Raw genomic sequence first — 24,262 nt, forward strand, 5'->3', positions numbered from 1 at the left:
AACGAGGAGACAGAATCATGGAGATGGCGCAAGAGGCAATCCTGGTTACGGGCGGCGCGTCGGGCATCGGCCTGGCCGTGGCGCGCGGCCTGCTGGACGCCGGACGCAAGGTGCTGGTGGCCGATGTTTCGCAGGAGAGGCTGGATGAAATCCGGGAAATGGCTCCGGCCGGCCGGCTGGGCTGCGTGCGGCTGGATGTGTCCGACGAGGCCGAGGTGATGGACGCGATGGCCCGGCTGGAGCGGGATTTCGGGCCGATATCCGGCCTGGTGAACTCGGCCGGAATCGGCCGCGACGTTCCGTTTCTGGATACCGACGCAGCCATGCTGCGGCGCATCCTGGAGGTGAACCTGGTGGGGTCTTTCGTGGTGGCGCGCGAAGCGGCGCGGCGCATGCGCGAACGGCGGCGCGGTTCCATCGTCAACATCGCCTCGGTGTCCGGCATCAGGGGCAACGCCGGCCGCGCGGCCTATGGCGCGTCCAAGGGCGGCGTCGTGACGCTGACCCGCGTCATGGCGGTGGAGCTGGCGGCTTATGGCATCAGGGTGAACGCCGTCGCCCCGGGGCCTATCGAGACGCCGCTGGTGGGGCAGATGCATACGGAGGCAGCCCGCGCCGCCTGGCGCCAAGTCGTGCCGCAGCACCGTTATGCCACGCCCGAAGAGCTGAACGGAACCATCGGCTGGCTGCTGGACGAAGCTCAATCCAGCTATGTGACGGGCCAGATCATTTGCGTGGACGGCGGGTTCACCGCTGCCGGCATGCTGCCCGCCGTACATTGACCCGGGCCTGTCGGCGCCGACAGGCCCGGGCCTTCCGATTCCACCCATCGCGCCACAAGCGCACGGAGTCCAGAACATGCGAACCATCACCGTGGATCGTGCGTCGCGGGGATCACAGGCATTGCCCCGCCCGAGAACACTGATACATCCGGGAGCCTTCAACCCGGTGCGGATCCATAGCCGCAGCGCGCGGCAAGGCCGCCACTTGCGCCTGTCCCTGAGGCCAGGCGCAAGCCTGTACGACGCCCTGGTCGGCGCGCTGGCCGGCGCTGGCGTCGCCAACGCGTCGATGACGCTGCTGGGCGGCGTCTTCAGCCACCTCGACTATTGCACCGCTCCGCCGGATCCGGAGCGCCATCGGGTCGTGGCCTATACCGAACCCATCTCGGCGGGGCCCGCATACTTGATCTTCGGCAACGCCACACTGGGCAAGGCCGATGGCGGCGGGGCGCTGGTGCATTGCCATGCCGCGTTCTGCGATGAACGCGGCGAACCGCTGGGCGGCCACATCATTGCGCAAACCACGATACTCGGCCCCTTGCCCGTCCCGGTGCTGGTGACGGCGCTGGACGGGATCGAGCTGCGCGCCACCTACGACGCCGAAACCAATCTGCGACTGCTGCAACCTCATGGAGCCCAAGACCATGATGCCGCCTGAAATCGAAACCGGAACCATGGGCCGGGTGGCCTACGCGCGGATCGGTCCGAACGAGGACCTGGTGCAGGGCGTCGAAAAACTGTGCCTTGCCGAGGGGTTCCGCAACGCCTTCGTCCGGGGAGCGCTAGGCAGTCTCGTCGACGCCTGCCTGTATGCCCGCGATGGCGGCTATCGCCATCTCACGGGGCCCGCCGTCGAAATCGTCAGCCTCGCGGGCGAGGTCAGGGCCCAGCCGGATGGATCGCTGACCGCCTCGCTGTCGGGCGTGGTCGCGGACCCGCAGGGCCGGATACATGGCGGCCCCTTCGTGCCCGGCGCCAATCCGATCTGCATGACGTTCGAGGTGACGCTGGAGGAATGGCTGCCCGCCGGCGGCGATTGATCCAGCGGCCGGGGCGGCTCGCCGCCCCGGCCGGCACGCGAGGGGGCGGCTCGGACCCATCTTGCTCCTGGATTCAAAAATCTCGATAAAAATTATTGACGCCGAGATTTTTGCTGCTTATCGTAGAAAAAAAGCGCCAGGATGACCGGCATGCAGCCGGCGGCAGGCGCGCGAGGAGACAGCAGTGATACGGCTACACGACATCCGGTACGTCCGGCTGGGCACCCGCGACCTGGAAGGGGCGATCCGCTACGCGACCACCGTGCTGGGCCTCGAACTGGCCCGCCGGGAACATGGCGCGGCCTATTTCAAATCCGATTCGCGCGACCATACCCTCTGCTACTTCGAAGGCGATCCGCGGGACCATACCGCGGCGTTCGAGGTGGACACTCCCGAGGAACTGGAGCGCGCCGGCGCGGTGCTGGAACGCAGCGGCTACGCCGTCGCCGCGGGCCGCCGCGAGGACGCGGAACAGCGCTACGTGCGCGACTTCCTCAGCTTCGTCGATCCGTCCGGCAACCGCATCGAACTCGTGCACGCGCCGCAGCACAGCGGCCGCCGCTACTTCCCCGGCCGCGACGCCGGCGTGACCGGCTTTTCGCACATCGGCCTGCGCACGCTGGATGCGCGGCGCGACGAAGCCTTCTGGACGGGCCTGCTCTCGGCGCGCGTCAGCGACCGCATCGGCGAAGCGCCCCTGCTGCGCATCGACGAAGTCCACCACAAGATCGCGCTGTTCCCGTCCGCCTATCCGGGCGTGCAGCACATCAACCACCAGGTCGAGAGCATCGACGACATCATGCGCGCCTGGTATCAGCTGCGCGAGTGGAACGTGCCGATCCGCTTCGGCCCGGGGCGGCATCCCACCTCGGGTGCGATGTTCCTGTACTTCGACGGACCGGACGGGATGATCTACGAATACTCCACCGGTGTGCGCCTGATCACCGCCGAAGAGGAAAAGACCTACCGGCCCCGCAGCTTCCCGGCGGTGCCGTCCTCGTTCTGCATGTGGGGCGCCAAGCCCGATATCCCGGAGTTCAAATCGTGAGCGCCGCGCAACCGCAAGCGGCCGGGCAGGAAGCGCTGGTCCGGGTGGCCGCGCGCGCCCTGGCCCGGGCCGGCCTGGTCCACGCCTACGGCCATTGCAGCGCGCGCCTCGATGCCGGCCATTTCCTGGTCTGCGCGGCCCGGCCCATGGGCCTGATCGAGCCTGGCGAGGCGGGCACGGTGGTGCCGGTGCACGGCGACCTGCCCGAAGGCGTGCTGGGCGAGGTCCGCATCCACCAGCACATCTACCGGCAGCGCCCGGACGTGGGCGGCGTGGTGCGGTCGATGCCGCCCACCGTCATGACGCTGTCGTCGGCGCGCGTCACGCCCCAGCCGCGCCACGGCATGGGTTCCTATTTTTCGCCGGCCGTGCCGCTCTGGGACGATCCGCAGCTGGTGCGCAGCGACGCGCAGGCCCGCGGCGTGGCCGAGGCGCTGGGCGCGGCGCGCGCGGTGGCCATGCGCGGCAACGGCGCGGTGGTCGCGGCCGAGTCCCTGATGCATGCCGTGGTGCTGACCTGGTACCTGGAGGATGCCGCCCGCATCGAATGGCAGCTGCGGTCGGCCGGGCTGGCCGACGGCGCGCCGACGCTGGCGCCCGAAGAGGCGGCCCAGCGCGCCGTGGGCACCGGGCGCATCTACGAGCGCATGTGGGAATACCTGACCGCCGGCGACGCTGAAGCGGCGCTGGCCGACCTGTCACAACCGAGGACGCAATGACCGATTTCCGCAATTTCATCAACGGCCAGTGGGTCGCCACCGGCAGCACCTTCGATAATCGGGACCCGGTCGACAATCGCCTGATCGGCCGCGTGCACGAGGCGGGCGACGCCGAGGTCGACGCGGCGGTGCGGGCGGCCAAGGCCGCGCTGAGCGGCCCCTGGGCCAGGCTGAAGACGCAGCAGCGCGTCGAGCTGCTGCACGCGGTGGCCGACGGCATTACGCGCCGCTTCGATGATTTCGTCGACGCCGAGATCGCCGACACCGGCAAGCCCTACGACCTGGCGAGCCACCTGGACATCCCGCGCGGCGCCGCGAACTTCAAGATCTTCGCGGACCTGGTGCGCAACGTTCCCAACGAGGCCTTCGACCTGGAAACGCCGGACGGCGGCCATGCCCTGAACTACGGGGTGCGCGTGCCGCGCGGCGTGATCGGCGTGATCTGCCCCTGGAACCTGCCGCTGTTGCTGATGACCTGGAAGGTGGGGCCGGCGCTGGCTTGCGGCAATACGGTGGTGGTCAAGCCGTCGGAGGATACGCCGGGCACGGCCACGCTGCTGGGCGAGGTCATGAACGAGGTCGGCGTGCCGGCGGGCGTCTATAACGTGGTGCATGGCCGGGGCCCGGGATCGGCGGGCGAAAAGCTCACCCGCCATCCGCTGGTCGACGGCATCACCTTCACCGGCGAGACCCGCACGGGCGAAGCCATCATGCAGGCCGCGGCGGTGGGCGTGCGCCCCGTGTCGTTCGAGCTGGGCGGCAAGAACGCGGGCATTGTGTTCGCCGACGCGGACTTCGACAAGGCGGTGGCGGGCATCGCGCGCGCCGCGTTCGACAACACGGGGCAGGTCTGCCTGGGCACCGAGCGCGTCTACGTGCAGCGGCCGATCTTCGAGCGCTTCGTGGCGGCGCTGGGCGAGCGCGCCCGGGGTTTCAAGCTGGGGCGGCCCAAGGATCCCGGCGTGAACCTGGGGCCGCTGATTTCGCAGCGCCACCGCGACAAAGTGCTGAGCTACTACACCCGCGCCCGCGAAGAGGGCGCCACGGTGGTGGCGGGCGGCGGCGTGCCGGACATGCCGGACGAGCTGGCCGCCGGCGCCTGGGTGCAGCCCACGGTCTGGACCGGCCTGCCGGAAAGCTCGGCCGTCATCCAGCAGGAGATCTTCGGGCCCTGCTGCCACATCGCGCCCTTCGACACGGAAGAAGAGGCCATCGCGCTGGCCAACGCCACGCGCTACGGGCTGGCGGCCACCGTGTGGACCGGCAACGTCGGCACCGCGCACCGGATGGGCCAGGCCCTGGAAGTGGGCATCTGCTGGATCAATTCCTGGTTCCTGCGCGATTTGCGCACGGCCTTCGGCGGCGCCAAGCAGTCGGGCATCGGACGCGAAGGCGGCGTGCATTCGCTGGAGTTCTACACGGAGCTGCGCAATGTCTGCGTGAAGCTCTGACGCGTCACGGCAGGCGCCGCGCAGAACGGCGCCGCCGCCCACATCCCCCAAGGAGACATAGCATGCAAGCATACGCGCGCGGTTTTTCCGCGCTGGCCGCCGCGGCGGCCCTGACGGCGGCCAGCGCCGCAATGGCGGACATCCGCATCGGCTTCACCGGCGTGCTGTCCGGGCCGCAGGCGGCGCTGGGCCAGGACCAGTACGACGGCCTGATGCTGGGCATCGAACAGCTGGGCGGCAGCCTGGGCGGCCAGAAGGCCGTGGTGATCCGCGACGACGACCAGCTCAAGCCCGACGTGGGCGCGCAGATCGTGCAGAAGTTCATCGAGAAGGACAAGGTGGACGTGATCGTCGGCCTGGGCTTCTCCAACGTGCTCATGGCCGAACTGCGGCGCATCAAGGAATCGGGCGTGGTGGCGCTGTCCACCAACGCGGGCCCCGCGCCCATCGCCGGCCGCATGTGCCTGCCCAATCTGTTCGTGCTGGGCTGGCAGAACGACAGCATGTCGGAGGCCATGGGCAAGTACGTCAAGGACCGGGGCTACAAGCGCGCCTACCTGATGTCGTCCAACTACCAGGCGGGCAAGGACAAGCTGGCGGGGTTCAAGCGCTTCTACGGCGCGGCGCCGGCCGACGAGATCTATACCCAGCTGGGCCAGCTGGATTATTCCGCCGAAATCTCGCGCATGCAGTCGGCCGGGCCCGACGCGCTGTTCGCGTTCTACACCGGCGGGGTGGGGGTGAATTTCGTGCGCCAGCTGCGCCAGGCCGGCCTGATGGAAAAGCTGCCGTTCTTCTCGGAAAGCCTGATCGATTCCAACACCCTGACCGCGCTGAAGGACCAGGCCGTGGGCGCCATCTACGGCACGCCCTGGGCCACCACGCTGGACAATCCGCAGAACCGCAAGTTCGTCGAGGCCTTCAAGGCGAAGTACGGGCGCTTGCCGTCCGAGTACGCGGTGGGCGGCTACGACGCGGCCTACCTGCTGGACGCCGCGGTCAAGCAGCAGGGCGGCAAGGTCGGCGACAGCCGCGCCCTGGCCGCGGCGGTGAAGGCGGCCGGGGCGACCTTTCCCTCGGTGCGGGGCGCGTTCCGCTTCAACACCAACAACATGCCGGTGCAGAACCTCTATGCCTACCAGGTCGTGAAGGAAGGCGAGGGCGTGAACGTGAAGCAGCTGGCCACGGTGTTCACCGACCACCAGGACGCCTACGTGGCGGACTGCCCGCTGAAGTGACCGGGGAGGGGCCCCATGAACGGATCCTTGCTGTTGTCGCAGCTGCTCAATGGCCTGCAGCTGGGCGCCTTGCTGTTCCTGCTGTCCTCGGGGCTGACCCTGATCTTCGGCATCATGAACTTCATCAACCTGGCGCACGGCTCGCTCTACATGATCGGCGCCTTCCTGGGCGCCACGGCCTATAACGCCAGCGGCTCGTTCGCCTTCGCCATCCTGGCGGCGGTGGCGGGCAGCGGCCTGGTGGGCGTGGCGCTGGAGCGCCTGATCGCGCGGCCGCTGTACCGCCACGACCACCTCTACCAGGTGCTGGCCACCTTCGGGCTGATGATGTTCTTCAACGAACTGGCTTCCGTCATCTGGGGCAGCCGGCCGTACTTCGCCGCCGTGCCCAAGGGGCTGGACGGGGCGGTCAGCCTGTTCGGCAGCGATTATCCGGTGTACCGGCTGATGATCATCGGGGTGGGGGCGCTGGTGGCCCTGGGGGCCTGGTTCCTGATCCAGCGCACCCGCTTCGGAATGCTGATCCGCGCCGGCGCCAGCAATGCTCCCATGGCGAGCGTGCTGGGCGCCAACGTGGACCTGCAGAAAACGCTGCTGTTCCTGCTGGGCGCGGTGCTGGCCGGCGTGGCGGGGGCGCTGGCGGGGCCGATCCTGTCGGTGCAGTCCGGCATGGGCGAGCCGGTGCTGATCCTGGCGCTGGTGGTGATCGTGGTGGGCGGCATCGGCTCGGTGCGCGGCACCCTGGTCGCGGCGCTGCTGATCGCCATGATAGACACGCTGGGCCGAGCCTTCCTGCCGGACATGCTGCGCGCGGTCTTCGACGCCTCGGTGGCCAATGCCGTCGGGCCGGCGCTCGCCTCCATGCTCATCTACGTGCTGATGGCGGTGGTGCTGGCGTTCCGGCCGCAAGGCCTGGTCTTCTCGGCGCGGCGCTGAAGCGCGTCCGCCCCTCTGTCCCGTGTGAACAGGTCCCAACCATCATGCAAGCAAACGACAAGCGGCGCTGGGCGCTGCCCCTGCTGTTCCTGGTCCTGGCCGCGGTGCCGTTCGTGGCGCACTGGCTGGGCGAACCCTTCTATGTGACCCTGGGCGCGCGCATCCTGATCTACGCCCTGGCCGCGCTGGCGCTGAACCTGGTGCTGGGCTTCGCGGGGCTGGTGAGCTTCGGCCACGCGATGTTCCTGGGCCTGGGCTGCTACGCGGTGGGCATCCTGAGCTATTACGGCATCGGCAACGGCTGGGTGCAGCTGGCCGTGTGCGTCGCGGTGTGCGCGCTGGTGGCCCTGGTGGTGGGCACGGTCTGCCTGCGCACCTCGGGCATCGGCTTCATCATGATCACGCTGGCGTTCGCCCAGATGTTCTATTTCCTGGCCGTGAGCCTGCGCGAATACGGCGGCGACGACGGCCTGAACATCTACGAAGCCAGTTCGTTCGGACTCTTCGACCTGGACGGCAGCCTGCCCGTGTACTGGGCGGCCTGGGGGCTGCTGCTGATTTCCAGCATCGCGATGCTGCGGCTGCGCCGCTCGCCCTTCGGCATGATCCTGCGCGCCACCCACGCCAATCCCCGGCGCGTGGACGCGCTGGGCTATTCCGTGTTCGGCGTGCGACTGACGGCGTATGTGGCCTCCGGCGTGCTGACCGGCGTGGCGGGGCTGCTGCTGGCCAACCTGACGGCCTTCGCCTCGCCCAGCTATATGTCCTGGCCGGTGTCCGGAGAACTCATCGTGATGGTGGTGATCGGCGGACTGGGCAGCGTGCTGGGCCCGATCGTCGGCGCGGTCGCCTACCTGCTGATGGAAGAAGGGTTCAAGAGCCTGACGCAGCACTGGATGCTGCTGATGGGCCCGGCGGTGGTGGCCATCGCCATGGTGGCCAAGGGCGGCTACGGCAGCTCGCTGGCCTGGCTGCGCCGCCCGCCGCCGGCCGTCCCGCCCGCGGCCGGGGCCGACACGGCGGACCGGCGTTCGCCGGACGCGCTGGCCAAGGAGGCCTCGGTATGAACGCGCCCACCGGCAACACCGCGGCCCCCGCCGGGCTGGCCACGCAGGACCTGGTGCGCCGCTTCGGCGGCCTGAGGGCCACCGACGGCGTTTCGCTGGCCGTGGCGCCCGGCGAACTGCATGCGCTGATCGGCCCCAACGGCGCCGGCAAGACCACGCTGATCAATCTGCTCTCGGGCGAATTGCGGCCCGACGGCGGTTCCGTGCGCCTGGGCGCGGCCGACGTATCCCGCGCGACGGTGCAGGAACGCGTGGCCCAGGGCATGCTGCGCTCCTACCAGGTGACCTCCGTCTTCGACAGCTACACGGTGCTGGACAACGCCTGCCTGGCCGCCTTGCGCAAGCGCCGCCGGCGCCTGTCTCCCTGGACGGCCCTGCGCGACTGCGCCGACGTGGTGGACGCCGCGAGGCAGGCCTTGCGCGCCTGCGGGCTGGACGAGGCGGCCGAGGCGCCGGTCGACAGCCTGGCCTACGGCCAGCGCCGGCAGCTGGAGATCGCCATGGCGCTGGCCGGCGAGCCCTCCGTGCTGCTGCTGGACGAGCCCATGGCCGGCATGAGCGCCGCCGAAAGCGCGGGGGTGATCTCCCTGCTGCAAAGCCTGAAGGGCCGCTACACCATCGTGCTGGTCGAGCACGACATGAACGCCGTCTTCGCGCTGGCCGACCGCATCAGCGTGCTGGTCTACGGCAAGATCATCGCCACCGGCAACGCCGACGAGATCCGCAACCATCCCGACGTGCGCCGCGCCTACCTGGGCGACGACGCCGACGCATAGGAGCCGCCATGTTGAACATACGCGGATTGACGGCGGCCTACGGCCATTGCCAGGCACTGTTCGGCGTCGACCTGGACGTGGGGCAGGGCGAGGTCGTGGGCCTCATCGGCCGCAACGGCATGGGCCGCAGCACCGTCATCAAGTGCCTGTTCGGCCTGCTGCCGGCCGGCCAGGGCAGCATCGAGTACGGCGGCCGCTCGCTGCGCGGCCTGGCGCCGTACCGGATCGGGCGGCTGGGCCTGTCGCTGGTGCCGGAGGGGCGGCAGATCTTCCCGACGCTGACGGTCGAGGAAAACCTGGTGGCCACGGCCTGCGCGCCCAAGGCCGCCGGCGGCTGGACGCTGGAGCGGGTGTACGGGCTGTTTCCGCGCCTGCGCGAGCGGCGCGCCAACCTCGGCACCCAGCTCTCGGGCGGCGAGCAGCAGATGCTTGCGCTGGGCCGCGCGCTGATGACCAACCCCAGTCTGCTGGTGCTGGACGAGGCGACCGAAGGGTTGGCGCCCGTGGTGCGCGCCGAGATCTGGCGCGTGCTCGCCCAGTTGAAGGCGGAAGGGCTGTCGATGATCGTGGTGGACAAGAACACCACGGCCTTGCTGCGCCTGTCCGACCGCAACTTCATCCTGGACAAGGGGGTGACGGTGTGGCGCGGAAGCTCGGCGGAATTGTCCGCGCGGCCGGAACTGGTGGCCGCCTACGTAGGAGTCTGAGATGAGATTGCAGGATAGGGTGGCGCTGGTGACCGGCGCGGCGGGCGGCATCGGGCTGGCGATTGCGCGCCGTTTCGTGGCCGAAGGGGCCTATGTGCTGATGGCGGACCGCAAGGCCGCCGAGCTGGAGGCCGCGGCGCGGGCGTTGGGCGAGCGGGCCGCGGCCGCGGTGGCCGACGTGACCGACCCGGCCGACGCGCAGGCGCTGGCCGACGAGTGCGCGCGGCGCTGGGGCGGCCTGGACGTCTGCGTCTGCAACGCCGGCGTGATCCGAGCGGCCGATTTCCTCGACCTGACGCTGGAAGACCTGGACGCCGTCCTGAACGTCAACGTGCGCGGCACCTTCCTGGTGGCCCAGGCCGCCGCGCGCGCCATGGTGGCGGGCGGGCGCGGCAACGGTGCCATCGTGACCCTGTCGTCGATGACGGCGGAACTGGCGATGCCCGACCAGCTGGCCTATGGCGCCAGCAAAGGCGCGGTGCGCCAGATGACGAAGTCCATGGCGCTGTCCCTGGCGCCGCACGGCATCCGCGTCAATGCCATCGGGCCGGGCAGCATCGACACCGAGATCCTCGCCACCATCACCGCCAACCCCGAAGCCCGCAGGACCGTGCTGTCGCGCATTCCCATGCAGCGGCTGGGCGGGACCGACGAAGTCGCCAAGGTGGCCGTGTTCCTCGCCAGCGACGATTCCAGCTACGTCACCGGCCAGACGGTGTACGCGGACGGCGGCCGGCTGGCGCTGAACTACACGGTGGCGGTGAAGGAATAGGGGAGCGGGGCGGCGCGGGAGGCTGACGGCGGGCTCCCATTGCGAGTAAGGTACGTAGTAGAGGCCCAGATCGCCCGGCATTTCGGCCCGTGCCGCCCGCAGGAACCCGAACATCATGCAGACCCTGAGATCAACGCTGCGGCTAGTCTTTATCGCGGCCGCCTGCGCATCGATCGCCGCTTGCGCGAGCAAGCCGCCCCAACAAACCGACCTGGAATATCGGAGCCGCCCGGTTTCCGGGACGCAGGGCGCCCCCGGTTCCTCGGACCAGCGCTTGACCATCCAGTCCGGCGAGGGGGAAAGGCTGAACCTTCCGTGGTTCATCCAGGACACGCAGGATTGGATCAACCGCAACTGATGCCGGGTTGCGCCGACGGGCCGGCGAGCTTGTCGGAATCCGCGGGATTTATGTCCGAACCCCCGCTACCGCGCCACCTCTCCCGCGCGGTACAAATCTGGGCTGGCCAAGGAAGATGCCGCAAGCCCGGGCGCTTCCAGGGCGGCGCGCGCCCGCAACGCGCCGGCCATCGGTAGATCCGAGCGGCGCGGCCACCACCCCCGGCAATGCCGCGATCGCGGCCATTCCCGCCAGCCGGCCCTTTTGGAAGTTCCTTTGCCCGGGGGCGATTCCGCCCCGGCGACAACCTATGTATAGCTCCTACTTCGCGTTGATGAAGCCCGGCATCGTGGCCGGCAACCTGATATCCCTGGCCGGCGGCTACCTGCTTGCGTCGCGCGGCGCCGTGGATCCGGGCCATGCGGCGCTGGTGGCATCGGGCGTCGCGCTCGTGATCGGATCGGGATGCGCCGTCAACAACGTGATCGACCGAGACATCGACCGGGTCATGCAGCGTACCCAGGCGCGCCCCATGGCGACCGGGCGCATTCCGGTCGCGTCGGCGCTGATCTTTGCCTGTGTCCTGGCGCTTGCCGGATTCGGGCTCTTGTATGGCGCGACGCGCCGGATCGAGCCGCTGGCGCTGATGCTTGTCGGATACGTGGTCTATGTCGGCCTGTACTCGCTTTTCCTGAAACGCCGCTCGGTCCACGGCACGCTGGTCGGCAGCATTTCGGGCGCGATCCCGCCCGTCGTGGGCTATTGCTCGGTGCGCGGCATCGACACGGCCGCGCTCACGCTATTCGTGATCTTCGGGATATGGCAGATGCCCCACTCGTACGCCATCGCCATGTTCAGGTGGAACGACTATGCGGCGGCGTCCATCCCCGTCCTGCCGCTGGTGAAGGGGCGGCATCGGGCGAAGCAGCGCATCGCCTTGCACATCGCCGCGTTCCTCGCGGCCGCGCTTTCGCTGGCGGCGCTGGGCTACGTGGGTAACCTCTACATCGCCCTGGTGCTATTGAGCGGAATCTACTGGCTGAAAACCGCCCTGGCCGGGTTTTCGGCCGGCGATGACGCGCGCTGGGCGCGGCGGGTGTTCGGGGTTTCCATCGCCGTGGTGGTCCTGATCAGCATTGCGATGGCGATAGACGCGGCTTGAGGATTTCAGCAATCCTGCAGGTAAGGATGGATGAAATCCAGGAACGCCCTGACTCGCGCCGGCACCTTCCGCGTCGGCAGCAGGGCGACGAGCGGCACCGGCGGCAATGACCACTGCCGCAGGACGTGGGCGATTTCGTCGTCGCCGCCGGCTTTCCCGGCCTCGAACTTCATCAGCGGCCCGATGCCGATGCCCGCGCGCACCAACGAACGGATCATGCCGGAATCATTGGCCGCCACTTTGCCCGATACCCGGATGCGCTCCACTCTCGCCTCGGAGCGCAACACCCATTCGAACTCGCCCCTCGGCGCGCCGGCCAGGCATTGATGCCCGGCCAGGTCGGCCGGCGACCGGGGCGCGCCGTGCCTGTCGAGATAGTCGGCGGATGCGTACAGGCGCGGCGTCATCGCGCTGATGACGTGGGCGATCAGGCTGGAGCTGGGTTGCTGGCCGAAGCGCAGCGCGACGTCGCAGGTGCTGCGGATCGGGTCGACGCGCTGATTGTCCAGTTCGAAATGGCAATGGATGTCCGGATACCGGCAGTGGAAGGCGTCGATCACCGTCGGCACGAATACCTGGGCCAGCGAGGCCGGCAGCGACACGCTCAGCTGACCGCCGGGGCAGGCGATGCTGGTCTGCAATTGCTCGTGCGCGACGCGCGCTTCGTCGATGAGATCCCGGCAACGCTCGAAGTAGAGCGCGCCGGCCTCGGTCAAGCCGATTTTCCGAGTGCTGCGCTTGAGCAGCTGCATCCCCAGATCGCGTTCCAGTCCGCTCACGCGCCGCGACAGCGTCGAGGGAGGAACGCCCAGCGCGGCGGCGGACAGGCTGAAGCTGCCCCGCCTCGCGACCTCGACGAACAAGGCTATATCGTTCAGCTGGATGTTCGCCCGGGGCGCGTCGGATGACGCGCGGGCTGCGCCGGGAACCGCCGCCGGGAGATCTGCCTTCATACCTTACGCCCTCCGTCCAGAAACCAATCGCCTCGAACCCATCCGGAAGACCGCGGGCTACCTGGCAACCACGCGGTCGGGATGGGCCGACTCCCAACCGCCGCCGAGCGCCTTGAACAGGTCCACCTGAGCATTCACGACTCCCGCTTCGCTCTCGGCAAGCTGCGCCTGCGCGTCGGCGTAGGTGCGCTCCGCGTCGAGCAGGGCCAGGCTGTCGGCGCGCCCCTCCCGCGCTTGCGCCCGGACGATGCGCGCCACGTTCTCCGCCTGGTCCCGGGCCGCGGCCAGGGCCACGCGCCGGTCCAGGCTTCGGGCGTAGTTCGAGAGCGCGGTTTCCGTTTCGCTCAGGGCCTGTATCACCGTCCCGTCGAACGCGGCCAGCGCGGCCTGGGCGTCGGCGGTGGCGCCGTCGATGCGGGCGCGGATCGCCTCCTGGTTGGGAAACGACCAGGAGAGCAGCGACCCGGCCAGCCAGCGCAGCGGGCCGCTGCCGAAGAAGTCGTCCAGGCGGAACCCGGTAGAGCCGACCGACGCGCCGATGGAGACGCGCGGATACAGGTCCGCCGTCGCCACGCCGATCCGGGCCGTTTCGGCTGCCAGCCGTCGCTCTGCGGCGCGCACGTCGGGGCGCCGGGCGAGGAGGGCCATTCCGTCGCCGACAGGGATGGGCTGCAGGATCGCGGGCGGCGCCGCGAGGGCGCCGGCTTCAGGCGGAAGGTCCTTGGGCGCTCGGCCGGTCAGCAGGGAGAGCCGGAACAGTTCGGCCTGGCGCTCGGCAACGAGCCTGGGAATGTCCGATCGCCGCTGGTCCCGGAGCGCAGCGATACGCGCGGTGTCGAGGGACGTCGTCAGGCCGGCGTCCTCCCTGCTGCTCGTCACGCCGACCGAACGGTCCAGCAGCTCGACGATCTGCCGCGCCACGGCCAGGCGGTGCGCGGCGCTGGCGGCGCCCAGATAGGCGCGGGTCGTCGCCGCCACGGTCGATACCCGCACGGCGTCCAGCTCGGCCCGCGCCGCCTGGTAGTCGCCCCGCGAGGCCTCGACGTTCCGCCGCACGCGGCCGAAAAGATCCACTTCGTACGCCACGGACAGGCCCGCGTCGACAACGGTATTCTCGCGATCGACGCCGGGCGAGGCCTGGATGGCGGATTGCCGCTGGCGGTTCACGCTCGCGCCGATCTCGGTGCTCGGCAGCCGATCGGCGGCCGCCTGGCGAAGCTCGGCGCGCGCGCGGGCGAGCCGGGCGATCGCCACGCGCACGTCGGTGTTCGAGGCGAGCGCCTCTTGCACCAGCCTGTCCAGCACCGGGTCCTGGTAGAGCTTCCACCAGTCCGCGGCAAGGGGCGCGGCGTCGGGCGCGGTCGCATCGCTTCGGGACAGGAACGGCCCCGCCGCGGAAGCGGGAACCGGCGGCGCCTTGTAGTCCGGGCCGACCGCGCATGCGCTCAGGAGCAGCGGCGCCGCCAACATCGATAGGGTGTGCAATCGCATCACTTGATACTTCCTGGTTGTTCGTGCCGCGGTTCCAGCGAGCGGGCGCCGCCCTGCCGGGACAGCCGATCTCCGAGCTCGCGGCAAACGACGTAGAACGTGGGGGTATAGAGCAGGCCGAAGACGGTGACGCCGACCATGCCGAAGAAAACGGAAGTGCCCAGCGCCTGCCTCAACTCGGCGCCCGCGCCCGAGGCCAGCAGCATCGGCACCGCGCCCAGAATGAAGGCGAAACTCGTCATCAGGATCGGGCGCAGGCGGGTCTGCGCGGCGCGCACCGCCGCGGCGGCCGGGCTCAGGCCGTCGTCCTCTTCCGCCTGTTTCGCGAACTCGACCACCAGGATCGCGTTCTTGGCGGCAAGGGCGATCAGCACCACGAGCCCGATCTGCGTCAGGACGTTGTTGTCCATCCCGCGGAGATTGACGCCGACCATGGCCGCGAAGAGGCACATGGGAACGATGAGGATGATGGCCAGGGGCAAGGTGAGGCTTTCGTATTGAGCCGCCAGCACCAGGAACACGAACACCACCGCCAGCGCGAAGACGAGGCCGGCCGTGTTGCCCGCGATCTTCTGCTGGAACGCGATGCCGGTCCATTCGTAGCCGTATCCCGAGGGCAACATCTGGTCGGCGAGCTTTTCCATCGTGGCCAGGGATCGGCCCGTGGAAGAGCCCGGCGCCGTGTCTCCATCCACCTCGACCGCGGGGAACAGGTTGTAGCGCACGACTCGGAACGGCCCGGTTTCGCTCTTGAACGTGGCGACCGAGCCGAGGGGCACCATGGCGCCGCTGTCCGAGCGCGTCTTCAGGTTGGCGATGTCGGATTCGCTGTTGCGCTGGCCCTGTTCGGCCTGCGCGATCACCCGGAACGTGCGCCCCAGCAGATTGAAGTCGTTCACGTAGGCCGAGCCCAGATAGACCTGCAGCGCTTCAAAGACGCGATCCGGCGGAACGCCCAGCACCTCGGCCTTGCGCCGGTCGATGTCGGCGAAGATGCGGGGGGTGGAGGTATTGAAGAAGGAATAGACCTGCGACAACCCTTCGGTGCCGTTCGCCTTGGCCATGAGCTGATCGGAAATCGCTCCCAGCGGCTTGTAGCCGTGGCCGCCGCGATCCTGCACCATCATCCGGTAGCCGCCCGCCGAGCCGATGCCGTTGATCAGCGGAGGGGGAATGATGAGCACCCGCGCCTGATCGATATCCGCGACGGCCTTGCGGGCTTCGGCGAGGATGTCGCTGGCAGGCCGGGACCGCTCTTCAAACGGCTTGAGGGGGATGAAGGCGGTGGCGGTGTTCGGCGAATTGGTGTTCGACGCGGCGTCGTACCCGGGCAGCATGATCGTGCCGCGTACCCCGTCGATCTGCAGCAGGCGCTTGGACACCTCTTGCACCACGGCGTCGGTGCGCGCCAGCGAGGCCCCCGGCGGAAGTTGAGTGATCGATATCAGATAGCTCTGGTCTTGCGCGGGAATGAAGCCGGTGGGCGTTACCCAGAAAATGGCGATGGTCGCCAGCACCAGCCCGCCGTAGCTGATCAGGACGCGCTTCGGACGCGCCACCAGCCACTGCGTCAATCGGCCGTAGCGGGCGCTGAACCGGTCGAATCGTTCGTTGAACGCGTCGCCGGCAAGCTGCAGGCGCCGGATGATCCGATGCCGGCTTTTCTCCTTCGTGTGCGCCCGCAGGAGCAGCGCGGCCAGGGCCGGCGACAGCGTCAGCGACAAGACCAGCGAGATCACGGTGGCGCCGGAAATGGTGAGCGCGAACTGCTTGTAGAACGCCCCGGAGAGGCCGGTCAGAAAAAACGTGGGAATGAACACCGCGCAAAGCACGAGCACGATGGCCACCAGGGCCGCCGAAACTTCGTCCATCGAGACGCGGGCCGCCTCCAGCGGGCTTAGGCCCAGCGCGAGGTTTCTTTCCACGTTTTCGACCACCACGATGGCGTCGTCCACCACGATGCCGATGGCGAGGACCAGCCCGAACAGCGACAGGCTGTTCAGGCTGTAGCCAAACATGGCCAGCAAGGCGAAGGTGCCCACCAGCGATACGGGAATCGCCACGACCGGGATGATGGCGGCGCGCCAGTTCTGCAGGAAGATGAAAATGACGAGCACCACGAGCGCGGCGGCCTCGAACAGCGTATCGCGGACCGCCTCGGTGGACTGCGCGATGAAGCGCGTCGAGTTCCACATGATCCGGTACTCAAGCCCGGGCGGAAACGCCTTGGCCGCGTCCTGCATCTCGCGTTCGAGATTGATGCCGGTTTCAAGCGCGTTGGTGCCGGGCCGCTGGAAAATGGCGATCATGATCGAGGGCTTGCCCGACAGGTAGGCATTGGTTCCGTAGTCGTCGGCGCCCAGCTCGACCCGGGCGACGTCGCGAACGCGAGTCTGGCGGCCGGCGGAATCCGTGCGGATGACGATGTCGGCGAACTGCTCCGGTTCGCTCAACCGCCCCTGCGTCCGGACGTTCAGCTGGAAGGCGTCGGCGCTGGGGGTGGGCGGCTGGCCCAGCGCCCCGGACGCAACCTGCACGTTCTGGGCGCGCATGGCGGCGACGATCTCCCCGGCCGTCAATGCAAGCGCGGCGGCGCGCCGGGGGTCGATCCAGACGCGCATGGCCACTTCGCGGCTGCCGAAAATCCGGGCCTCTCCGACGCCGTCGATACGGCTCAACTTGTCGCGCACCTGGGTGAGGGCGTAGTTCGACAGATAGGCCTGGTCCAGCAAGCCATCCGGCGAAACCAGGTTGATCGCCATCAGGGCGCTGGGCGATGTCTTGCGGGTGGTGACGCCCAGCCGCTGCACCTCCTGCGGCAGGCGAGGCACGGCCGCCGCCACCCGGTTCTGCACCAGCATCTGGGCCGCGTCGAGATCAGTCCCGACCTTGAACGTAATCGATATGGACAGCTTTCCGTCCGCCGTGGATTGGCTGGACTGGTAAAGCATGTTCTCCACGCCATTGATTTCCTGCTCGATCGGCGCGGCAACCGTTTCCGCGACGGTCTCCGCCGACGCGCCGGGGTAGGTCGCGGAGACGACGACGGTGGGAGGGATGATGTCCGGGTATTGGGCAACGGGAAGCGCGAAATAGGAGATCGCGCCCACAATCGTGATGACGATCGCCAGCACCGCGGCGAATATCGGGCGCGTAATGAAGAAGCGCGACAGGCGCATGAGATTTTTTCCTTTAGGGCAGCCGCCGGCGCATCGCTACGACGCGAACGCGGGCTTGCCGCCGGAAATGAGAGGGTCCGGGTTCCCCGTCCCGCTTAGGGAGGCCGCCGGTTCCGGCTTCGTTTGCACTTTCGCGCCCGGAATGGCGTGTTGTTGGCCGCCGACGATCACTCGGTCGTCGGCGGCCAGGCCGGCGCGCACGATCCGGAGCCCGTCGACGAGCGGGCCGGGTTCGATGGCCCTGACGAGCACGGTGCCTTCGGCGGAAACGGTGAGAACCGTCTTGCGCGTCTGGTCGATCTGGACCGCGGAATCGGGGATCAGCAAGGCAGGCGCGCCGGCTCCGCTTGCCAGCCGCATGTTTCCGAACAATCCCGGGGTCAGGAACAAGGTCGGGTTCTCGATCACGGCGCGCATCCGTATGGTCCCCGAGCGGGGGTCGATGCCGTTATCCGTGAAGTCGAGCTTGCCGCGCCAGGTGTAGTCGGGCTCGTCCTGAAGGCGTACCTCGACCTGGGTTTGCGCCGCGCCCGGATCCTGAGCGCGGATGGCTTTCAGGTACAAGGCTTCGGATGCGTCGAAGGTGAAATAGATCGGATCGAGCGCATTGATGGTGGTCAGGCGGGTGCCGTTGCCGGCCTCTCCGCTCATGACCAGGTTCCCGGGGTCGACGCGTCGGTCGGAGGCCCTGCCCGTGATGGGCGAGCGCACCTCAGTGAATTCCAGCTCAAGCGACTTCAGCGCGAGGCGGGCTTCGGCGCCCGCGACGTTTGCCGTTCCCGCCCGCACGCGCGCTTGCAGCTGATCGATGTCGCTCTTTGAAATGGCGCTGTCGCCCACCAGCCGTTGCGCTCGGGCGAGGTCGGCGCGCGCCAGCGCGAGTTCGCTGGTCGCGCTGGCGAGGCCAGCCTGCGCCTCCGCGCAGGCAGCCTTGTAGGGGCGCGGGTCGATGGAGAAAAGCAGCTGGCCCTGCTGGACCATTTCGCCGTCCTTGAAATGCACCCCCACGATTTGGCCCGGCACCCTGGGCCGGACTTCCACCCGGCGGCTGGCCTCGAAACGGCCGACATAGTCGTCCCACTCGATGACGGTGCGCTGCACCGGCAATGCGACGGATACCGTGGGAAGCGCCGCGGCGCTGACCGCCAGCGACTGCTTGCCGGGCAGGAGAAACACGGCGCATGCCGTTGCCGTGGCGAGCCCCGCGGCCAGCAGCGCCGCGCGCAGGAACACCGGCTTGGTTCCCATGCGGGAGGGAAGGCGTGGATGGGTCATGCGGCCGCACTCCGCGCAGGGTTGGACTCTCTTTGGTTCATGTTGGATATCGCCTTGTAAGAGGACTCGAATGCGCCCTGCGCGCTTGCGTCGGCCATCACGCGACGTCGCTGGCATAGGGCGTGTCGTTGGCCCGGGACTGTCCGCCCCGCGAGCGAGGAGGGGCCGCGCCGGGCAATGGGCGCCCGGGGTTTCCCGGGCCTTCAACGTGCGGAGATTCTCCGGCTTGCGAGCCGATGGCAAAAGGACGTAGTTCCCTCCTTTAAGGCCACGGCGTGCCGACAAAAAACCCCCGGCTGTTTCGCTGGGAGGGCGAGAGGCAGGAGGCGCTCAGGGCAGATAGAACGGGCGTAAATCCTGTCCTTTGGCCAGGAGGGGATGTTCGGCCTGCGCGCGCCTCGGCCAGGCGATGTGCTGGCGCATCGGTTGTCTGTTTTTGAGGTATATATGTCTTACCAGCCATGCCGCAGGCTGTGTAACATCGGCTCCAGGCCACGCGCCGGCCGCGGGCCGGGTTGCGGTGGGGCCTGCTTCCGAGCGTTGTGCAAGAGTGTCATGAACCCAATATCTTCAAGCGCGAGTCGCGCTCCGCGGGACGTCGCTTTCCTCGTATTCCGCGACTTCCAGATCCAGGATTTGACGGGCCCCCTGGCGGCGTTCGAGGTGGCCGGCAGGCTGTTGGGCGACGACTCCTACCGATGCCAGGTCATATCGCTGGCCGGAGGGTCCGTTCAAAGCTCGGCAGGCCTGGAAATCACCACGCAGAAGGCCGGGTTTTCCGCCTACGACACCGTCATCGTGGCCGGCGCCGGCCTGGGCGCCTATCCCGACGATGCATTGCCGGAAACCTGCGACTATCTGAATCACGTGGTCGCCAAAGGCGCCCGCCGCATCGCAAGCGTGTGCACGGGCGCCTTCATCCTGGCGGCAAGCGGCCTCCTGGACGGCCGGTGCGCGACGACGCATTGGAAGTACGCCGCCCGCCTGCAACGCGAGTATCCCCGGGTCAAGGTGGATGGCGACCGGATCTTCACCCGCGAGGGCGGCATCTGGACGTCGGCCGGCGTCACGACCGGCATCGACATGGCCTTGGCCATGATCGAGGAAGATCACGGCGCCGACTTGTCTCACGCGGTCGCGCAGATGCTGGTCGTCTATCATCGCCGGCCAGGCGGGCAATCCCAGTTCTCGGCCATCGCCGACATGGAGCCCGAGTCGGACAGAATTCGCAATGTGCTGACTTATATACGCGAACACCTGCACGAATCATTGTCGACCGAGCTTCTGGCATCGGTCGCCTGCTTGAGCCCCCGGCAGTTCGGACGCGCTTTTCTTGCCGAAACGGGGGAGACGCCGGCCAAGGCCGTGGAGCGGCTGCGGGTCGAGGTGGCAAGGCAGCGCGTGGAGCGCGGCGCGGAGCCCATCGAAATCATCGCCCACAAAATCGGCTTCACCGATCCCGAAAGAATGCGCCGGGCATTCATTCGCGTGCTTGGCCACCCGCCGCAGAGCATCCGGCGCATGGCATCCCGCGAAACGTCATTGCTTGCCTGACGCTGGGGCGGGCCGGGCCTCGGCCCGCGTTAAACGTGCTGGCCGCCGTTCACGTCGATTTCCGCGCCGTTGACATACGAGGCGCCGTTCGAGCAGAGGAAGAGCATGACCCTCGCGATTTCCGCGGGGTCGCCCAGCCGGCTCATCGGCACGCTGGCCTCGACCAGGGCGTCGGTGCCCGGCGACAGGATGGAGGTGTCGATCTCGCCCGGCGCGATCGCGTTGGCCCGAATCCCCATCGGGCCGAACTCGAAAGCCTGTTCTCGCGTGAGCGCCGCGAGGGCCGCCTTGGAGCAGGCATAGGCCGCTCCGGCGAAGGGATGAACGCGAGAGCCCGCGATCGACGTCACGTTCACGATCGCGCCTCCCGCCACGCGCAACTCCGGCAGCAGCAGGCGGACGATCGTCGCCGCGGAGAAAAGATTGACGTTGAAGAGCGAAAGCCACTCTTCGTATGCCGTCATGCTCACGCCCTTGCGCCCGCCATCCGCCAGCTTCGGCGAAATCGCGGCATTGTTGATGATGGCGGCCAGTTTCGCGCCGCCCAGGCGCCGGCGCACTTCGGCTGCGATCAACTCATACGAGCTCGGGTCCGCCAGGTCGGCGGTAATGTGGTCGTCCACGCCGCCCGCCCACGGGCACTCGCTTGAAAAGGCGGCCCGCGATACCGTCAAGACACGCCACCCGCTTTCGTAAAACAACTTCACGGTCGCGTGCCCGATACCGCGGCTGGCGCCGGTCAGCAAAAGGGTGGGCCGGGGGACTTGCCGAGAATGCCAGGATGCCATGTGCGCTTGATCCGGGAATAACGAATGGAAAGGGGAGGCGTTATGCGTTGATGCCGCCACCGACCGCCAGGCCGGCGCCCGTAACGTGGCGTCCGTCCGGCCCCTGTGCCGGGTTCATGTAGCCATTGTTGCCGCAAGAGGGGCTTGCGTAAAAGACGTTGATCCCTCGGATTTCGCCAGCGGGCGGCGTGGCGGCGCCCGGCGTGTCATCGTTTCGTCGGTCATCCTTCGTCCCAACGGAGACCTGATCCCGAGAACGTTGCGGGAGAACGGGGTGAGGCGGCGCGTTATCGGCGTTGCCTTACCTCGGCGCGACGCCGGCCGAGGTGCATTATCGCCATGCCCGAGATCGCGAGAGCGGCGCCGATGAACAGGTTCGCGGGGGTGGCTTCGCCCAGCCAGAGGCTGGAGAACAGCACGCCGAAGACGGGCACGAGCGTGATGTAGCCGGAGGCCGCGCCGGCGCCCAGCGACTTCACGCCTTCGAAATACCAGGCATAGGCGATCGCGGTCGCGCCGAACGCCAGGGCCAGCAGGCTGCCCCAGGCGCTGGCCGGCGCCTGTCCCAGCTTCTGCCAGGCGGGAACGCCTTCCACGATCAGGCTGGTCAGCAGCAGCATCAGCGCGCCGATCACGGTGGTCACCGTGGTGGTGGTCAGGGCGTCCACGCCCTTGAGCACCAGCCGGCCGATCAGGGTGTAAGCCACCCAGCAGGCCACGCAGCCGAGCAACAGCAGTTCACCGATGCCCACGCCGGCTCCGGCGCCGGCCAGCGAGCCGCCGCCGATGGCGATGTACGCGCCGATGGCCGATAGGACCATGCCGGCCAGGATGGCGGGGTTGAGGTGCTCGCGGAACAGGATCGCCGCCAGCAGCAGGGTCGCGCCGGGATTCAGCGTCACCACGATCGCGGCCTTGCCGGCCGGCACCAGTTGCAGGCTCAGCATGAAGAAGCTGGAGTAGCCGAAGACACCCGCCAGCGCGGCGGCGGCCAGGCCGAGCCATTGGTTGCGCGACAGCGACTTCAGCCCCCGCAGCGCCGAGGCGCGATGCATCCACAGGACCAGCACCACACTGGCGAACAGGAATCGCAGGCTGGCCGCGGCCAGCGGGGCCATCGACTGGGCGACGACCTTGCCCCAGGACCACGACGCGCCCCAGAGCGCGGCCATGCCGACCAGGCGCAGGTGCGTGGCCATCAACGTATTTTTCATGTGTGCTTCGAAGGTGAGCCGCGGTGGTCGCAGGACGCGACAGTGCAAACACAACGCGTCGAGGTTGCCGATCCGTGGCAGCCGTCAATGCGCATGCGGGATTTTAGCTGGCGCCGGCGGGCGGGCCGGCGCGGCCAGGAGGTGAGCAGCGAGGGCAACCTGCTGGCGTGCCACCCCGGTTTCCGCACCGGGTCGATACCGGAACCCTCGAAATGGTTGCCGACGGCTTGGTGGGGGATAGCCCCCGCCTAGGCGGCTTCCGCCCTTGCCGTGCGCTGGCGCCGCAGTTCGACCACCCGCGCCGCGCCGACGGCGCGAGCGCGCAACTGGCCGCAGCCGCCGTCCACATCCTGCCCCGCGCTATTTCTCACCTTGGTCAGCACGCCACGGCTTTGCAGAGAATGGACGATCTCGCGGATGCGCGCGGCATCGGGGCGCTGGTAGTCATCCCCTTCGAGACTATTGAAGGGAATGACGTTGAGCACACCATACTTGCCCTTCAACAGGCGCACGACGGCATCGAGTTCGTCGTAGCCATCGTTGATGCCCTTGAGCAGCGTCCATTGATACTGGATCGGATAGTCTGTGTCGCGAGCGTATCTCTCGCCAAGTGCGATCAGTTCTTCCGGCGAAATTCTCGGCGCGCGCGGCAGCAGGTGTTCGCGCAGTTCGGCTTTGGTCGTGTGCAGCGACAGCGCCAGCGCGGGCTTGACGCGTTGTTGCGGCAGGGCGTCGAACACGCGCAGGTCGCCCACGGTGGAGAACACGAGATTCTTGTGGCCGATATTGCCTTCGGTGCCGAGCAGGTCGATGGCTTCGAGCACGTTGTCGAGGTTGTGGGCCGGTTCACCCATGCCCATGAAGACGACTTTCTTCACCGCGCGCTGGCGTCGCGCCAGCACGACCTGGGCGAGGATTTCCATGCTCGTGACCTGGCGGATCAGGCCGCTCTTGCCGGTCATGCAGAAGCGGCAGCCGACCGCGCAGCCGACCTGGGTGGAGACGCAGAGTCCGTCGCGCGGCAACAGCACGCTTTCCACCATCTGGCCGTCGGCGAGTTCGACGAGCAAGCGCGAGCCGTCGTTGCCGGCATGTTCGGAGCGGACGCGGGCGAGGCCGTCCAGTTCCGCCGTCAAGGCGGGCACGGCGTCGCGCAGCGCGAGAGGCAGAAAGTTCTCGGAGCTCCGCCGTCGCGTGCCGATGTCGAGCGCTTGCCCCTGCAACCAGACACGCACGATCCGGCCCCGATGGACGGGCAGGGCGCCGAGAGCGGCGAGGCGTTGGTCGAAGTCGGAGTAGCGCATGGGGGGCGGATTGTACTCGGCCCCCTGGAAGGGGCTGGGGACGGAATTCAGGCCGTCAGGAAGCGTATGACTTCGGCCCAATCGTTGGTCGACAGGGCGACGTCCTCGTAGTCGCCTTCTTCCTCGTCGTAGCGCGAAACGCAAAAGCGCTGGCTCCTGCCGGATTCGCGGTCGGCATAGTTGGCGTAGTCGACATACACTTTCAAGCCGCGCTCCTCGTTCTCGAACGAAGGCGCCGCATCGATGTAGCTCGACGCGTCGAAGTAACCTTCGGGCAGGGGCGGCAGGGTTGTTATGTCGTAGTCGGGAAATTCGCGGCGCAGTCGTTCAAGGTTCATAAAGGAAGCATTTGGGGGGCTGGAGGCCTGACATTTTACGTTGTTCAGTGTCGGCCGCCACAATGCCCCCCGAGACAGGGTTTGGGTAAGGGGTTCGAAGCTCGTTACGGGTGGGTGACGCGAACGATCCG

At 68.2% G+C, this 24,262-nt stretch carries 23 protein-coding genes and 2 pseudogenes; 17 read left to right on the plus strand and 8 right to left on the minus strand.

Translation table 11 applies throughout. From position 1 onward, the window contains the following. Positions 1-17 precede the first annotated feature (17 nt). The 15 genes and pseudogenes from ADE01S_RS05190 to cyoE all read left to right on the plus strand — a co-directional run bounded on the left by ADE01S_RS05190 (position 18) and on the right by cyoE (position 12,035). Positions 18-782: an SDR family NAD(P)-dependent oxidoreductase gene (locus tag ADE01S_RS05190; protein WP_062680405.1), complete on the plus strand. Its 765-nt coding sequence runs from the start codon at positions 18-20 to the stop codon at positions 780-782. 76 nt (positions 783-858) lie between these two features. Then, a complete protein-coding gene (locus ADE01S_RS05195) occupies positions 859-1,440 on the plus strand; it encodes a PPC domain-containing DNA-binding protein (RefSeq protein WP_062680406.1) in 582 nt (193 codons plus the stop codon). Then, on the plus strand, positions 1,427-1,822 hold the full coding sequence (locus ADE01S_RS05200; protein ID WP_198317961.1) for a PPC domain-containing DNA-binding protein: 396 nt from the start codon (positions 1,427-1,429) through the stop codon (positions 1,820-1,822). The genes ADE01S_RS05195 and ADE01S_RS05200 overlap by 14 nt, the downstream gene beginning before the upstream one ends. A 184-nt stretch (positions 1,823-2,006) precedes the next feature. Beyond that, on the plus strand, positions 2,007-2,870 hold the full coding sequence (locus ADE01S_RS05205; protein ID WP_062680407.1) for a VOC family protein: 864 nt from the start codon (positions 2,007-2,009) through the stop codon (positions 2,868-2,870). Continuing rightward, entirely contained in the window at positions 2,867-3,589 is a 723-nt protein-coding gene (locus ADE01S_RS05210; RefSeq protein ID WP_062680408.1) for a class II aldolase/adducin family protein, read from the plus strand. The genes ADE01S_RS05205 and ADE01S_RS05210 overlap by 4 nt, the downstream gene beginning before the upstream one ends. Beyond that, positions 3,586-5,040 carry a 2-hydroxymuconic semialdehyde dehydrogenase gene (locus ADE01S_RS05215; RefSeq protein WP_062680409.1) on the plus strand — a complete coding sequence of 485 codons (1,455 nt, stop codon included), beginning with the start codon at positions 3,586-3,588 and terminating at the stop codon, positions 5,038-5,040. The genes ADE01S_RS05210 and ADE01S_RS05215 overlap by 4 nt, the downstream gene beginning before the upstream one ends. 62 nt (positions 5,041-5,102) lie before the next feature. Then, the gene (locus ADE01S_RS05220; protein WP_062680410.1) at positions 5,103-6,278 is read left to right on the plus strand and encodes an ABC transporter substrate-binding protein; all 1,176 of its coding nucleotides are present in this window, start codon (positions 5,103-5,105) and stop codon (positions 6,276-6,278) included. Between the two features lie 15 nt (positions 6,279-6,293). Next, the gene (locus ADE01S_RS05225) at positions 6,294-7,214 is read left to right on the plus strand and encodes a branched-chain amino acid ABC transporter permease (RefSeq protein WP_062680411.1); all 921 of its coding nucleotides are present in this window, start codon (positions 6,294-6,296) and stop codon (positions 7,212-7,214) included. A gap of 44 nt (positions 7,215-7,258) precedes the next feature. Continuing rightward, positions 7,259-8,281 carry a branched-chain amino acid ABC transporter permease gene (locus tag ADE01S_RS05230; protein ID WP_062680412.1) on the plus strand — a complete coding sequence of 341 codons (1,023 nt, stop codon included), beginning with the start codon at positions 7,259-7,261 and terminating at the stop codon, positions 8,279-8,281. Between the two features lie 59 nt (positions 8,282-8,340). Further along, positions 8,341-8,772, plus strand: a pseudogene (locus tag ADE01S_RS32325) (ATP-binding cassette domain-containing protein); the annotation flags it as partial. Between the two features lie 147 nt (positions 8,773-8,919). Further along, the gene (locus ADE01S_RS32330) at positions 8,920-9,057 is read left to right on the plus strand and encodes an ABC transporter ATP-binding protein C-terminal domain-containing protein (RefSeq protein ID WP_420867779.1); all 138 of its coding nucleotides are present in this window, start codon (positions 8,920-8,922) and stop codon (positions 9,055-9,057) included. Positions 9,058-9,065: 8 nt separating this feature from the next. Then, a complete protein-coding gene (locus tag ADE01S_RS05240) occupies positions 9,066-9,764 on the plus strand; it encodes an ABC transporter ATP-binding protein (RefSeq protein WP_062680414.1) in 699 nt (232 codons plus the stop codon). 1 nt (position 9,765) lies between these two features. Then, the gene (locus ADE01S_RS05245) at positions 9,766-10,536 is read left to right on the plus strand and encodes an SDR family NAD(P)-dependent oxidoreductase (protein WP_062680415.1); all 771 of its coding nucleotides are present in this window, start codon (positions 9,766-9,768) and stop codon (positions 10,534-10,536) included. Positions 10,537-10,651: 115 nt separating this feature from the next. Next, on the plus strand, positions 10,652-10,894 hold the full coding sequence (locus ADE01S_RS05250; protein ID WP_062680416.1) for a hypothetical protein: 243 nt from the start codon (positions 10,652-10,654) through the stop codon (positions 10,892-10,894). 289 nt (positions 10,895-11,183) lie between these two features. Next, complete coding sequence (cyoE, locus tag ADE01S_RS05255; RefSeq protein WP_062680417.1) at positions 11,184-12,035, plus strand: heme o synthase; 852 nt, start codon at positions 11,184-11,186, stop codon at positions 12,033-12,035. Between the two features lie 5 nt (positions 12,036-12,040). On the opposite strand, the gene ADE01S_RS05260 is transcribed toward cyoE, so the two are convergent. The 4 genes from ADE01S_RS05260 to ADE01S_RS05275 are packed head-to-tail and all read right to left on the minus strand — an operon-like array spanning position 12,041 to position 18,933. After that, complete coding sequence (locus tag ADE01S_RS05260) at positions 12,041-12,988, minus strand: LysR family transcriptional regulator (protein WP_082775705.1); 948 nt, start codon at positions 12,986-12,988, stop codon at positions 12,041-12,043. A gap of 57 nt (positions 12,989-13,045) precedes the next feature. Next, positions 13,046-14,479, minus strand: a complete 1,434-nt coding sequence (locus ADE01S_RS05265; protein WP_062680418.1) for an efflux transporter outer membrane subunit — start codon at positions 14,477-14,479, stop codon at positions 13,046-13,048. Next, the gene (locus ADE01S_RS05270) at positions 14,479-17,658 is read right to left on the minus strand and encodes an efflux RND transporter permease subunit (RefSeq protein ID WP_062680419.1); all 3,180 of its coding nucleotides are present in this window, start codon (positions 17,656-17,658) and stop codon (positions 14,479-14,481) included. The genes ADE01S_RS05265 and ADE01S_RS05270 overlap by 1 nt, the downstream gene beginning before the upstream one ends. Before the next feature lie 36 nt (positions 17,659-17,694). Beyond that, positions 17,695-18,933 (minus strand): efflux RND transporter periplasmic adaptor subunit, encoded by a 1,239-nt coding sequence (locus ADE01S_RS05275; RefSeq protein ID WP_062680420.1) that lies wholly within the window; start codon positions 18,931-18,933, stop codon positions 17,695-17,697. A 555-nt stretch (positions 18,934-19,488) separates the two neighbouring features. Here ADE01S_RS05275 and ADE01S_RS05280 point away from each other — a divergent pair. Beyond that, entirely contained in the window at positions 19,489-20,487 is a 999-nt protein-coding gene (locus ADE01S_RS05280) for a GlxA family transcriptional regulator (protein WP_062680421.1), read from the plus strand. A 29-nt stretch (positions 20,488-20,516) separates the two neighbouring features. Here the strand turns inward: ADE01S_RS05280 and ADE01S_RS05285 are convergent, their stop codons facing one another. Beyond that, positions 20,517-21,275: an SDR family NAD(P)-dependent oxidoreductase gene (locus ADE01S_RS05285; RefSeq protein ID WP_062680422.1), complete on the minus strand. Its 759-nt coding sequence runs from the start codon at positions 21,273-21,275 to the stop codon at positions 20,517-20,519. Positions 21,276-21,480: 205 nt separating this feature from the next. On the opposite strand from ADE01S_RS05285, the pseudogene ADE01S_RS32030 reads away from it, so the two are divergent. Next, positions 21,481-21,555, plus strand: a pseudogene (locus ADE01S_RS32030) (cytochrome c); the annotation flags it as partial. 7 nt (positions 21,556-21,562) lie between these two features. Here ADE01S_RS32030 and ADE01S_RS05290 read toward each other — a convergent pair. The 3 genes from ADE01S_RS05290 to ADE01S_RS05300 all read right to left on the minus strand — a co-directional run bounded on the left by ADE01S_RS05290 (position 21,563) and on the right by ADE01S_RS05300 (position 24,131). Next, positions 21,563-22,489 (minus strand): DMT family transporter, encoded by a 927-nt coding sequence (locus ADE01S_RS05290; protein ID WP_062680423.1) that lies wholly within the window; start codon positions 22,487-22,489, stop codon positions 21,563-21,565. Positions 22,490-22,737: 248 nt separating this feature from the next. Further along, positions 22,738-23,793 carry an RNA methyltransferase gene (locus tag ADE01S_RS05295; protein ID WP_062680424.1) on the minus strand — a complete coding sequence of 352 codons (1,056 nt, stop codon included), beginning with the start codon at positions 23,791-23,793 and terminating at the stop codon, positions 22,738-22,740. Positions 23,794-23,840: 47 nt separating this feature from the next. Next, a complete protein-coding gene (locus tag ADE01S_RS05300) occupies positions 23,841-24,131 on the minus strand; it encodes a hypothetical protein (RefSeq protein WP_062680425.1) in 291 nt (96 codons plus the stop codon). Positions 24,132-24,262: the final 131 nt, after the last annotated feature.

Source organism: Achromobacter denitrificans NBRC 15125, assembly GCF_001571365.1.
Lineage (GTDB): Bacteria > Pseudomonadota > Gammaproteobacteria > Burkholderiales > Burkholderiaceae_B > Achromobacter > Achromobacter denitrificans.

What these genes read in the sequence shown, in the direction of transcription:
- ADE01S_RS05225 (WP_062680411.1), top strand. Translation starts at nt 6,294, where the DNA reads ATGAACGGATCCTTGCTGTTGTCGCAGCTGCTCAATGGCCTGCAGCTG.
- ADE01S_RS05275 (WP_062680420.1), bottom strand. Translation starts at nt 18,933, where the DNA reads ATGACCCATCCACGCCTTCCCTCCCGCATGGGAACCAAGCCGGTGTTC.
- ADE01S_RS05260 (WP_082775705.1), bottom strand. Translation starts at nt 12,988, where the DNA reads ATGAAGGCAGATCTCCCGGCGGCGGTTCCCGGCGCAGCCCGCGCGTCA.
- ADE01S_RS05200 (WP_198317961.1), top strand. Translation starts at nt 1,427, where the DNA reads ATGATGCCGCCTGAAATCGAAACCGGAACCATGGGCCGGGTGGCCTAC.
- ADE01S_RS05280 (WP_062680421.1), top strand. Translation starts at nt 19,489, where the DNA reads ATGAACCCAATATCTTCAAGCGCGAGTCGCGCTCCGCGGGACGTCGCT.
- ADE01S_RS05240 (WP_062680414.1), top strand. Translation starts at nt 9,066, where the DNA reads ATGTTGAACATACGCGGATTGACGGCGGCCTACGGCCATTGCCAGGCA.
- ADE01S_RS05295 (WP_062680424.1), bottom strand. Translation starts at nt 23,793, where the DNA reads ATGCGCTACTCCGACTTCGACCAACGCCTCGCCGCTCTCGGCGCCCTG.
- ADE01S_RS05245 (WP_062680415.1), top strand. Translation starts at nt 9,766, where the DNA reads ATGAGATTGCAGGATAGGGTGGCGCTGGTGACCGGCGCGGCGGGCGGC.
- ADE01S_RS05220 (WP_062680410.1), top strand. Translation starts at nt 5,103, where the DNA reads ATGCAAGCATACGCGCGCGGTTTTTCCGCGCTGGCCGCCGCGGCGGCC.
- ADE01S_RS05285 (WP_062680422.1), bottom strand. Translation starts at nt 21,275, where the DNA reads ATGGCATCCTGGCATTCTCGGCAAGTCCCCCGGCCCACCCTTTTGCTG.
- ADE01S_RS32330 (WP_420867779.1), top strand. Translation starts at nt 8,920, where the DNA reads ATGAACGCCGTCTTCGCGCTGGCCGACCGCATCAGCGTGCTGGTCTAC.
- ADE01S_RS05230 (WP_062680412.1), top strand. Translation starts at nt 7,259, where the DNA reads ATGCAAGCAAACGACAAGCGGCGCTGGGCGCTGCCCCTGCTGTTCCTG.
- ADE01S_RS05270 (WP_062680419.1), bottom strand. Translation starts at nt 17,658, where the DNA reads ATGCGCCTGTCGCGCTTCTTCATTACGCGCCCGATATTCGCCGCGGTG.
- ADE01S_RS05265 (WP_062680418.1), bottom strand. Translation starts at nt 14,479, where the DNA reads ATGCGATTGCACACCCTATCGATGTTGGCGGCGCCGCTGCTCCTGAGC.
- ADE01S_RS05250 (WP_062680416.1), top strand. Translation starts at nt 10,652, where the DNA reads ATGCAGACCCTGAGATCAACGCTGCGGCTAGTCTTTATCGCGGCCGCC.
- ADE01S_RS05290 (WP_062680423.1), bottom strand. Translation starts at nt 22,489, where the DNA reads ATGAAAAATACGTTGATGGCCACGCACCTGCGCCTGGTCGGCATGGCC.
- ADE01S_RS05190 (WP_062680405.1), top strand. Translation starts at nt 18, where the DNA reads ATGGAGATGGCGCAAGAGGCAATCCTGGTTACGGGCGGCGCGTCGGGC.
- ADE01S_RS05300 (WP_062680425.1), bottom strand. Translation starts at nt 24,131, where the DNA reads ATGAACCTTGAACGACTGCGCCGCGAATTTCCCGACTACGACATAACA.
- cyoE (WP_062680417.1), top strand. Translation starts at nt 11,184, where the DNA reads ATGTATAGCTCCTACTTCGCGTTGATGAAGCCCGGCATCGTGGCCGGC.
- ADE01S_RS05215 (WP_062680409.1), top strand. Translation starts at nt 3,586, where the DNA reads ATGACCGATTTCCGCAATTTCATCAACGGCCAGTGGGTCGCCACCGGC.
- ADE01S_RS05195 (WP_062680406.1), top strand. Translation starts at nt 859, where the DNA reads ATGCGAACCATCACCGTGGATCGTGCGTCGCGGGGATCACAGGCATTG.